The organism is Chitinophagaceae bacterium (genome assembly GCA_030053935.1).
Taxonomy (GTDB): Bacteria; Bacteroidota; Bacteroidia; order Cytophagales; family JASGCU01; genus JASGCU01.
On sequence record JASGCU010000082.1, the window covers coordinates 1 to 10,984 of the forward strand.

10 protein-coding genes are annotated in these 10,984 nt (G+C 29.4%); 2 read left to right on the top strand and 8 right to left on the bottom strand.

The window, feature by feature from the left end:
- Positions 1 to 86: 86 nt before the first annotated feature.
- Positions 87 to 1,751 carry an alpha-amylase family glycosyl hydrolase gene (locus tag QM536_08040; GenBank protein MDI9356953.1) on the top strand — a complete coding sequence of 555 codons (1,665 nt, stop codon included), beginning with the start codon at positions 87 to 89 and terminating at the stop codon, positions 1,749 to 1,751.
- Between the two features lie 10 nt (positions 1,752 to 1,761).
- Here QM536_08040 and QM536_08045 read toward each other — a convergent pair whose 3' ends face one another.
- From QM536_08045 to QM536_08080, 8 genes are all read right to left on the bottom strand, one after another.
- Positions 1,762 to 2,718 (bottom strand): SDR family oxidoreductase, encoded by a 957-nt coding sequence (locus QM536_08045; GenBank protein MDI9356954.1) that lies wholly within the window; start codon positions 2,716 to 2,718, stop codon positions 1,762 to 1,764.
- A gap of 16 nt (positions 2,719 to 2,734) precedes the next feature.
- Positions 2,735 to 3,925, bottom strand: a complete 1,191-nt coding sequence (gene trpB / locus QM536_08050; GenBank protein MDI9356955.1) for a tryptophan synthase subunit beta — start codon at positions 3,923 to 3,925, stop codon at positions 2,735 to 2,737.
- Between the two features lie 6 nt (positions 3,926 to 3,931).
- Positions 3,932 to 4,390 carry a nucleoside deaminase gene (locus QM536_08055; GenBank protein MDI9356956.1) on the bottom strand — a complete coding sequence of 153 codons (459 nt, stop codon included), beginning with the start codon at positions 4,388 to 4,390 and terminating at the stop codon, positions 3,932 to 3,934.
- Positions 4,390 to 4,944 carry a hypothetical protein gene (locus tag QM536_08060; GenBank protein ID MDI9356957.1) on the bottom strand — a complete coding sequence of 185 codons (555 nt, stop codon included), beginning with the start codon at positions 4,942 to 4,944 and terminating at the stop codon, positions 4,390 to 4,392. Before QM536_08060 ends, QM536_08055 begins: the two co-directional genes overlap by 1 nt.
- A 153-nt stretch (positions 4,945 to 5,097) precedes the next feature.
- Positions 5,098 to 5,937, bottom strand: coding sequence for a prolyl oligopeptidase family serine peptidase (locus QM536_08065; GenBank protein ID MDI9356958.1), 840 nt, complete (start codon positions 5,935 to 5,937; stop codon positions 5,098 to 5,100).
- A 35-nt stretch (positions 5,938 to 5,972) separates the two neighbouring features.
- On the bottom strand, positions 5,973 to 6,263 hold the full coding sequence (locus QM536_08070; GenBank protein ID MDI9356959.1) for a hypothetical protein: 291 nt from the start codon (positions 6,261 to 6,263) through the stop codon (positions 5,973 to 5,975).
- Positions 6,264 to 6,832: 569 nt separating this feature from the next.
- Entirely contained in the window at positions 6,833 to 7,243 is a 411-nt protein-coding gene (locus QM536_08075) for a polymer-forming cytoskeletal protein (GenBank protein MDI9356960.1), read from the bottom strand.
- 24 nt (positions 7,244 to 7,267) lie between these two features.
- The gene (locus QM536_08080; GenBank protein ID MDI9356961.1) at positions 7,268 to 8,161 is read right to left on the bottom strand and encodes a M23 family metallopeptidase; all 894 of its coding nucleotides are present in this window, start codon (positions 8,159 to 8,161) and stop codon (positions 7,268 to 7,270) included.
- 108 nt (positions 8,162 to 8,269) lie between these two features.
- Between QM536_08080 and QM536_08085 the strand changes: the two genes are divergently transcribed.
- The gene (locus tag QM536_08085; protein ID MDI9356962.1) at positions 8,270 to 10,807 is read left to right on the top strand and encodes a hypothetical protein; all 2,538 of its coding nucleotides are present in this window, start codon (positions 8,270 to 8,272) and stop codon (positions 10,805 to 10,807) included.
- Positions 10,808 to 10,984 lie beyond the last annotated feature (177 nt).

Here is a 10,984-nt window from a genome sequence, read left to right on the forward strand (position 1 = left end):
TTAAAAAGTACATATATTTATATGATGTTCAAATATTTAATTTTTAGAACTCCCCATAAGAGAGATTCATACAATAAACTAAAAAAATGAAAGCACGTAAGTTTTTTTTATTTCTCATAATTATTGTTTTTGTGGCGTTTGATAGAAAAGATAATTACAATAAAAAGGAATTATTTTTGTGGGAGAATGCAAATGTTTATTTTTTACTTACAGATAGATTCTCTAATGGTGATGCATCTCAAGATGTAAATTATGAAAGAACTCTTCCTACTGCACCGTTACGAGGTTTTATGGGAGGGGATATAAAAGGTGTTTTACAAAAATTAAAAGAAGGGTATTTTAAGGACTTGGGAGTGACAGCTTTGTGGTTGTCTCCTATTTTTGAACAAAACAAAGGTATAGTAGATGAAGGTTGGGGAGATAATTATGGATTTCATGGATATTGGATACAAGATTGGACACATCTTGATAAAAATTTTGGCACCCTTGAAGATTTAAAAAAATTGGTAAAGGTTGCCCATGAAAATAAGATTCGCGTAGTATTAGATGTTGTTTTAAATCATACAGGTCCCGTAACAGATTCTGATAAAGTATGGGGTAATGAATGGGTCCGCACTTCTCCTCAGTGTGTTTATAAAGATTATCAATCCACAGTGAAGTGTACCTTAGTAAAAAATCTTCCTGACATAAAGACAGAAAGTGATTTACCCGTTGAATTACCTTTTTTTTTAACAGAAAAATGGAAAAAAGAAGGTGTTTATGAACAAGAGATGAAAGAATTAGATATATTTTTTCAAAAAACAAAATATCCTAAATTACCGCGATACTATATTATAAAATGGCTTACAGATTATATAAGAGAGCTAGGTATTGATGGTTTTCGTATAGATACTGCAAAACACGTAGAAGAATCTGTTTGGATAGAGCTTTATAAAGAGTGTGTCAAAGCTTTTTCGGAATGGAAAAGAAATAATCCATCATTAGTATTGGATGAGAATGATTTTTACATGGTGGGGGAAGTATATGGATATGGTATAAGTGGAAAAAGATATTATGATTTTGGGAACAAACAAGTAGATTTTTTTAATCATGGATTTAAATCTTTGATAAACTTTGAGTTTAAAAATGATGCAAATAGTGATTACGAAACACTCTTTACAAAGTATTCTCAAATATTATCATCAGATTTACAAGGTAAAACGGTTCTTAATTATATAAGTTCCCATGACGATGGGCAACCTTTTGATAAAGAAAGAAAAAGATGTATGGAAGCAGGAACAAAACTACTTCTTACACCAGGAAGTGTTCAGATATATTATGGAGATGAAACAGGTAGAAACCTGAATGCTACAGAAGCAAAAGGAGATGCTGTATTAAGGTCTTTTATGAATTGGGATGAACTCTCTCAAAATGCTGATAAACATGGAAATACTACTCAAGAAATACTTCAGCATTGGCAAAAATTAGGAACTTTTAGAAAAAAACATCCATCGGTAGGTGCGGGAATACACAAACAAATAAGTAAATCACCGTATATTTTTCAAAGAAATTATTCTTCCACAGATTTTGAAGATAGAGTTTTAATCGGTTTGGATCTTCCTCGTAGAGAGATATCTTTAGATATAAGTTCTATTTTTCCAGATGTTACACAAGTAAGAGATCATTATTCCGAAAAAATATTTCTTGTGAAAGATGGAAAAATAAACGTTTATACTACAAAAGATATCATACTATTAGAAAAAATAGAATGATTTATTTCTTTTATAGAGAAGAAGGGGTATGTAATATTTTTTGAAAATAAGAAAGGGTTGTTTTTAATCCTTCTTGTCTAGAAATAGAAGGTTTCCATCCCAATATATTTTGAGCACGGGCTATATCAGGTCTTCTTTGTTTAGGGTCATCGGTAGGCAAGGGCATGTAAACAATTTTAGAAGAAGTCCCTGTAAGAGATATTATTTCATGAGCAAATTGATTCATAGTAATTTCATCGGAGGTTCCAATGTTTACAGGTTGTGAATACTCAGACATAAGTAATCTTACAATACCCTCTACGAGATCATCTACATAACAAAAAGATCTTGTCTGTGTGCCATCACCGAATATCGTTATATTTTCTCCTTTTAGAGCTTGAGATATAAAAGCAGGAAGAACTCTCCCATCATTTAGTCGCATACGAGGACCGTAAGTATTAAAAATACGGACTATTCTTGTCTCTAAGTTATGATAAGTATGATAAGCCATAGTAATAGCTTCTTGAAAACGCTTTGCCTCATCGTATACTCCTCTTGGACCAACAGGATTCACATTTCCCCAATATTCTTCGTTTTGTGGGTGAACCAGAGGATCTCCATACACCTCTGAGGTAGATGCTATGAGAATCCGTGCATTTTTTACTTTTGCTAATCCTAATAAATTATGAATTCCTAAAGACCCTACTTTCAGAGTTTGTATTGGTATTTTAAGATAATCAATAGGACTAGCGGGAGAAGCAAAGTGCAGTATATAATCTAATTTTCCCGGCACATGAACAAATTTTGAAACATCATGGTGGTAAAACTCAAAATATTTTTCTTTGAATAGATGTTCTATGTTTATCAGGTCTCCGGTGATTAAATTATCCATACCAATTACTTCAAATTCATCATTTAAAAATCTATCACAAAGATGAGACCCCAAAAATCCCGCTGCTCCTGTTATAAGTACTTTTTTTCTTTTCATATTCAATATTTCGTAATTAATATTTTCCATATTTTATATACGTTTCCATATCTTTATCTCCTCTTCCAGATAGGTTTATGATAACAATATCTGAAGGATGAAAAGATATTTTAGGTAGTATAGCAAAAGCATGGGCAGATTCTATAGCAGGAATTATTCCTTCTAATTTACTGAGTTCTATTCCTGCAATCAACGATTCTTCATCTGTTGCGTTTAAATAAGATACCCTCTTTATGGTATGAAGGTATGAATGAAATGGTCCTATTCCAGGATAATCTAATCCAGCGGAGATAGAATGTGGTTCTATTATTTGTCCATCTTTTGTTTGCATGAGAAAGGTACGACTCCCGTGTATAATTCCTTCAGTTCCATTTTGAATAGTAGCAGCAGTTTTTCCAGAATTTACCCCTAGTCCGGCTGCTTCTACTGCTATCAAATGCACGTTGGTGTCTTCTAAAAAATTATAAAATGCCCCTACCGCATTACTTCCTCCACCGACACATGCTATAATATAATTGGGAGTAGTTATCCCATAATCTGATAAGAGTTGCGTTTTTATTTCTTGACCTATTATGGATTGAAATTGGGTTACTATATCGGGATATGGATGTGGTCCCACAACACTTCCTATTATATAATGAGTATCTATAGGGTTTGATATCCAATACCTCATTGCTTCATTTGTTGCATCTTTTAATGTTTGACTTCCTCCTGACACAGAATGTACTTTAGCTCCCAGTAGCTTCATTTTTTCTACATTGAGACGCTGACGATCTATATCTATTTTTCCCATAAAAACGGTACATTCCATATTCATATAGGAACAAACAGTGGCGGTGGCAACCCCATGTTGTCCTGCTCCTGTTTCTGCAATAATTTTTGTTTTTCCTAATGCTTTTGCTAAGAGAATTTGTCCTACTGTATTATTTATTTTATGGGATCCTGTATGACATAGATCTTCTCGTTTTAGATATATGTGTGCTTTATATTTTTGAGATAGTTGTTTTGCATAAGAAAGGGGGGTTGGTCTTCCTACATAGTGCTTGATGAGTAGTTGGTATTCTTTTTGAAATAAGCTACTTTGAATAATAGATATATAATTGTCTTTTAATTCTGATATATTAGGATGGAGCATTTCAGGGATAAATGCTCCACCAAATTTTCCATAATATCCGTCTTTACTTACTTGAAAAGGATTATTTTCCATTCTATTTTAGTGGGTTTTATTTCTTATTTCTTTAAAAAATATACGAAGTATGTTTTCACATTCTTTTTCCATTACCATACTTTTTACTTTTGTTTTGTTATGAAGTATTTTTGAGTTTATTTGGGAGTAGCCTTTTTTATGATCTTTTGCTCCATATACTAAGCATCCTAGTTGACTCCACGAACAAGCACCCGCACACATAACACAAGGTTCTAATGTAACGTAGAGAGTGCATTGGTGTAAATATTTTGAGTGGACATAATTTTGAGCTGCTGTAAGGGTAATCATTTCAGAATGTGCGGTTACATCACAGAGTTTTTCTGTCAAATTATGCCCTTTAGCAATAATAGTGTTTTCAAAAACTAAAACTGAACCCACAGGAACTTCCCCCAATAAGAGGGCTTTTTTAGCTTCCAAGAGGGCTTTTTGCATAAAATATGTATCTCTCTCTTCTAATAACAGCATTATATTTTATTTTGTATGTTTATACTATTTACTATTTGTTTTATTTTTTCTTTCCATTGATCCATTTGGGATTTATGTGATGAAAAGTTAACTATTAATATTTTTTCTTTTACTATGATATATTGAATATAGTTATAAAAATATAAATCTGGTTCCGAAGTAATAGAGTTTTTTGTACCGCTTATTGATGATATAAATTCAAAAACTATATATGTTTTTTCTTTTGTAGTAAAAAGATCTTCTTTGAGAAATGTCACCTCATCATACAGAGATGAAATAGTAGATTTATAGAATGATTGAGCAAGTTGCTTGTCATTGCCCCAGGTATTATCTGTTTTGCTGAAAGATATTTGAACATTTTGCTGAGTATTTGTGTAAGCTGCTATTATTTTAGTGGTATATCCGTATTTTTGAGTTATCTCTTGTTCGGTCATCTTCCGAAATTCTTTTGGAAAATAGATAGCTACTCCATCTATTATTTTTGTTTTGACGGATTGTGCATAACTGAAAAAAGGAATGAATAGAATAATAAGGATGTATTTTTTTATTTTCATTTTAGATTATAATAGGTTGAGTCCACTTCCAAAAATTGCTTTTGACTCATTTATAATTTTGGATATATTTGATTATTAATAGGGATAAAGATAAATATTTTTGTAAAAGAAAAGAGAATTTTTCGGAGTGGATTCAAATAGATTAAAATCTTTTTATTTTGTTTTAAATAGGATACCATTATAAGTATTTTTATTTGATTGTTTAAAAAACCATTCTAAATAATCCGGTTCTTCAAATACTCTATTCCAACTTTCGTGCTTTTCTTTTGGATATTCTGTATATATTACATTTGATGAGAGAGGAGCGAGTGTTTTCAATGTTGTGAATGCTTTATGAGAAAGCTCTACAGGAACAATATCGTCTTTTTTTCCGTGAAAAATCCACATGGGTATATGAGTTACTTTTGAAAGTTTCGTTATATCAGCCCCTCCACAAATGGGGGCAGCAGCTGCAAAAAGCTGTGGTCGTCTACATACTATGTCAAAAGTTCCAAATCCTCCCATGCTCAGACCACTTATATAAATGCGTGTTTTATCTATGGGAAATTTATTTAAAAGAGAATATATTAATTCTTCTGCCAAAAAAAGTGATTTACTCATAGATGTATCTGAAGGTAAAAAAATCTTTCCGGAAGCGTTTCGTTTATAGTTTGCCCAAGAATTATCTAAAGGACACTGTGGAAATACTACAAACGCAGGGTAATTTTCTCTATTTTTTGTGTTTACAAATAATTTTCCTCCATGTTTCAACTGTAATGCATTATCTTTTCCTCTTTCTCCCGAGCCATGTAGAAAAATAAAAAGAGGGTACAGTTCTCCTGCTTTCAAAGAGAGAGGAGGTAAAAGACGATACGGTAGTGTATCTTTTTTTTGGACGAACCAATATTTTTCAAATATAGATAGTTCAGAAGGTTCTGAATATACATTAGTAGTTTGTGCAATGACGAGACTGCACACAAAAAAAACAAGAATAAATAGTATTAAATGTTTCATTTTTTATTTGTTAGCAAACAGTTTAAGAATTTCGTTTATGAGTGCCCTTGATGAGTATTTGAACGAGTTAATTGTGCTTTTCTACTTTGCTTTGCCATTTTTAACTCTTCTGATATTTTATATTTAGCTAAATTTGTATCTTTAAAGAATTTATTTAAATCATTTCTTAAATTTTCTTTATCATCAAACGCAGTAGGTATATGAGAAATGTCCATAATATCTTTACGCATCTTATTTACATCGATACTTCCTTTATAAGAGTAGTCGCCGGTGAAAAAAAACGCTAAATCAGGTAAAAAATCAGTTATTTTAAGTATTTGAATCATAGTTTTTATGTATAAATTTAATACAAAGTTAATTATTTTTTATATATTTAGCAACAATTCTATGTTAAATTAATTATAAAACAGATTTGCTAACAGTTGTTTTGTGCTATTGCCCATTAAATTTGTAGATAAATGGAAGCCTTGTAGAAGGCAAACAGACACAAAGTATTGAACGTTATGTGAATATATAGTATATTTAGCAAAATATTTCTATTCAGGTATTGTTTTTACTCCGAAAAATTCTTTTTGATATTGATATACTTGTAGTTGTTTGATTTTCAATAGTGATAAAACAGAATAATTCTGTAAAAAGAACTTTTCAGAGTATATCAACTTTAGGTATCATATGATAAGTTTTTCATAAAAATAAATATTTCAGTATCTATTCTTTTTTAATTTTTTTATATATAGTTATAAAACACGCTATGAGTGAAAATAACGATAATACGATAGAAAAAAGAGGGAATGAAATACTAAAATACTTATCTATACAATACCCACCTAAAAAAAATATTCCTATAATAATAAATAATTGATATGCTAAATGTGCATATTGATGCTGCATTACATTATTTTTTAGCATCAACAGAAGGAGATAATACTTTAGTCTGTGCTTCTTGATTTTTTAATTCGCCCATTTTGCAGGCACCGTTAAAAGAAGCTCCATTTTCTATTACAAGTTTTTTTATTGTAATATCTCCTACCAACTTTGCGGTACTTTTCAGAATAAGAATATCTTTTAGTGTAATATTTCCTGTAACATCACCTTCTATTTCTGCGCTGACAGCAGTCATTTCTCCGCGGAGTTCACAAGATTCTCCTAAAACTATTTTGGATTTACTCTGTATACTTCCTATTATTTTTCCTTCTATTCTCATAGATCCAGCTGAAGTAATAGTTCCTTCTATGATAGTTCCTTTTCCAATAAAATTACTTGATTTGGTTTCTTCTTCTTCTTTTTCTCGTCTATTATTGAACATAGTATTAGTAGTTACATTTTTAATTTAAAATAAAATAAGTTTTTTAGGATCTATTGGGTTATTATCGTGCCAAATTTCAAAAAGTAAATAATACCCTTCTTCTTGTTTTCCTGTGGAAATAATTTCATTATTACTTCCTACTATTGCAATAATTTCATTTCCCGTAACAATATCTCCTACATTTTTTAAGAGAGAGGCATTGTGTTTATATATAGATAATAAATTATTTGTATGTTGTATAATAATAACATACCCGTAATCATCTGTCAATGATGCAAATATAATTACTCCGTTGGCAATACTTTTTACTGTTTCTTTTGGTTTTGTTTTTATGCAAATCTCATTATGTTTTATTTGTGAAATATTATTTATTATTATCCCATCAGTAGGGTTGAATAAATCAAACGGTATATTATACGTAATATTTTCATTATGGTACAAAGCATCGTAAGATTTATCTACGATTTCAAATTCTGATCTTATAGTAGAATCAATACTTTTTTCTTGTTTTGATTCATTTTCATTATTTTTTTTAGAATCAGCACCATCATATACAATTTTTTTTAAAGAAGTATCGTTTAAAGTAATATCAGATTTACCCGATAAAATATTTCTTATACTGGTTATATACACATTTTTCTGAAATATATTTCTTTCCAATGAATCTATTTTGCGAAGTAATTTTAAAATGCTTTTAGCGTTTTGTGTGGATAGATTTGTTTCCGTTAGATGTGTTACGTATATAGAATATAAAAAAGCAGCAGATAAAAAAATAAACCCTAAAGTACTAAATACCATCATGAGTAATTTTTGTATAGTAATTACGAATGAATATTTTTCTTCTAAATTTATAGTTTTCCTTATTGTTAATAAATATTCTTCCTGTAGGGAAGAAAAAAAATTTTTACGCTTTTTCAATTGGACATTTATTTAAATATTTTTTTTATATTAAATTATATTTTTTTCTTTAAATATGTTTTTTTTATTCTAAACAATGTGAATATGCATTTTTTTTTCATCATTTTAATGTTTTTATTGCTAATAACCTCTCAAAAATGTATATCACAACCTTTTTCTCTCAAAAAAGAATATCATAATACTACTTCTCACTATAATGCATACTTTTATGCAAGGGAAAGAATACAAGAAGTAGAGAATAGTATAAAACTAGCTACTTCTAATGATTACGATAATGTTTTAGATATATATCCTATCCTTGACTCTTCTATTATATCTCCAAATAATGCATTATTAGAAGATGTTATTAAAAAATCCTCTGTTGCTATTCAATATCATGAAATAAGTAAATGGCGGGATAAATGTTATATTATATTGGGAAAAGCGAGACTCTATAAATTAGAATACGAAAATAGTATAGAAACCTTCAAATTTGTGAATGCAAAGGGAAGGGAAAAAAAAGAAAGGCAAGACGCTCTTATAATGCTCATAAAAACATATATTCATAGAAAAGAATATAAAAATGCCCATATCGTAATGGAACATATACGTCAACAAGAATTACATAATGCGAATATACAGCAATATAATCTTGTATGTGCGTATTTTTATCAACAGCAAGAAGAGTACATCAAAGCTTCAAAACACCTTATAAAAGCAATTCCTTTTATAAAAAATAAAACAGAGAAAGCAAGAATATATTTTATACTCGGGCAGATGCATAAATTATTAGGAAATGATTCCGTTTCTTATCAAAATTATAAACTTGCATTAAAAAATAGCAAAAGCTACGAACTTTCTTTTTACAGTAAACTCCATATAAGCTCTGTAGTAAATATTGAAAACGAAGCAGACATAAAAAAAACAAGAATATACTTTAAAAAACTTTTGAAAGACCCGAAAAATAAAGAATATAAAGATAGAATTTATTATGAAAAAGGTAATTTTGAACTCAAACATAATAACATAGAAGAAAGTATTGAAAATTATAATCTTGCACTTACAAATGATAATAATAAACCTCTTCAAAAATCTCTTGCTTATTTATCGCTCGCTAAAATATATTACGAAAGATTAAAAAATTATCCTCTTGCAAAACAATACTATGATAGTACCCTTGCCATTATGCCTAAAAGTCACAAAGGATATGAAGAGTTAGAAAAATACCATAAGATACTTATTAAATTTGTAGAACAAATAACTATTATTCAAACAGAAGACAGTATATTAGCACTTGCTTCTTTGGGAAAAGAAGCTGCAAAAATAAAAATCCTACAAATAAAAATCCTACAACAAGAAGAAGAAAGACAAAAAAATATAAATCTCAAAAAGAAAAAAACAAAAAATATATCTCAAACAGACCCATTCCCCCAAAAAAGAGAAGAAACCATAGGTATAAATGCTTCAGAAATATGGTATTTTTATATACCCGATATGGTATCAAAAGGAGAAGAAGAATTTAAAAGAAAATGGGGGAAGAGAGATCTACAAGATAACTGGAGAATTGCTTCTAAAATAAAAGTAAGTCAAGAACAAAAAAATACTCAAGAAGAATCTGAAACTATTATTGCTCAAGAAAATAGAACACAAGACACAGAAATAAAATTAGATGATATATGGGAACAACTTCCAAACACAGAAGAAAAACGAAAAATATCCTACCAAAAACTAGAAACAGCGTATTATACATTAGGAAATATATACTATTTTGATCTACAAGAACCCGAAAATGCAATCATTACCTACACTATTTTAGTAACTCGTTTTCCCAAATCTCAATATGCTCCTGAGGTATTATACCTTATCTTTTTATTAAAAAAAGAACAAAACAAAACAGAAGAAACCGAGTTTTATAAACAAAAAATCAAAAAAGAATTTCCCAAATCTATCTTTGCAAAATTAGTAGATAATCCCCGATACCGAGAAGATATTGATGAAGCAGGAAAAAAATTATCTCATATATATAGCAAAGCATATATTCTTTATAAAAACGATAACTATAACGAAGCACTTACTCTCTTGCAAGCAGGGGTGAATACCTATCCCGAAAATAGTTTTATAGATAATGCAAAACTCTTAGAAGTAATGCTCATAGGAAAAATAGAGGGTGAATATACATATCAAATAGCATTAGATAACTTTATCCGAAAATATCCCGAAAGCGATGTAATCGAATTTGCCAAAACTCTATCCAAATCATATATAGAACACCAGCAAAACAAAATTAATAGTGCAAAAATAAAATTTATAGAAAATGAAAATCAAGAACATTATTTTATAATAGTGTATCCTCACCTCAATGAACTCAATGAAACTCTCCCGAACATGATAGAAACATTTATAAAAGATTCTCTCAAAAATGAAAATGTTTCTTTGGGTAACCTTATAATAGATACTAAAAATATTGCTCTATTTGTGAGTTCTTTTCCCGATAAAACAGAATCCCTCACATTCTACTCTCTTTTTTTATCACAAAATCCTCTTTCCAAAAAAGAATATACTCAATACGTAATGAAGTATTTTGTGATAAATAAAGATAATTTTACAAAATTATACCAAACAAAGGGAATAGAAGAATATATAGATTTTTTCAAAAAACACTATTAAGTAAACGCAGCAAAAATATATCAGAAAAATGTAGATATTTTTTCCTATAGATATGAAATTACTTACCCACCCTACGCAAACATTATCCTCAAAAAATGTATGGTAACATTTTTTAGAATGTAAAGGAGTGAAATTTTATTATATTTTTGCGAATGGTAGTTAAATAAAAGTATAGAG

Bases quoted from the DNA above. Each gene is read 5' to 3' on its own strand.
- QM536_08040 (MDI9356953.1), top strand. From the start codon at position 87: ATGAAAGCACGTAAGTTTTTTTTATTTCTCATAATTATTGTTTTTGTG.
- QM536_08045 (MDI9356954.1), bottom strand. From the start codon at position 2,718: ATGAAAAGAAAAAAAGTACTTATAACAGGAGCAGCGGGATTTTTGGGG.
- trpB (MDI9356955.1), bottom strand. From the start codon at position 3,925: ATGGAAAATAATCCTTTTCAAGTAAGTAAAGACGGATATTATGGAAAA.
- QM536_08055 (MDI9356956.1), bottom strand. From the start codon at position 4,390: ATGCTGTTATTAGAAGAGAGAGATACATATTTTATGCAAAAAGCCCTC.
- QM536_08060 (MDI9356957.1), bottom strand. From the start codon at position 4,944: ATGAAAATAAAAAAATACATCCTTATTATTCTATTCATTCCTTTTTTC.
- QM536_08065 (MDI9356958.1), bottom strand. From the start codon at position 5,937: ATGAAACATTTAATACTATTTATTCTTGTTTTTTTTGTGTGCAGTCTC.
- QM536_08070 (MDI9356959.1), bottom strand. From the start codon at position 6,263: ATGATTCAAATACTTAAAATAACTGATTTTTTACCTGATTTAGCGTTT.
- QM536_08075 (MDI9356960.1), bottom strand. From the start codon at position 7,243: ATGTTCAATAATAGACGAGAAAAAGAAGAAGAAGAAACCAAATCAAGT.
- QM536_08085 (MDI9356962.1), top strand. From the start codon at position 8,270: ATGTTTTTATTGCTAATAACCTCTCAAAAATGTATATCACAACCTTTT.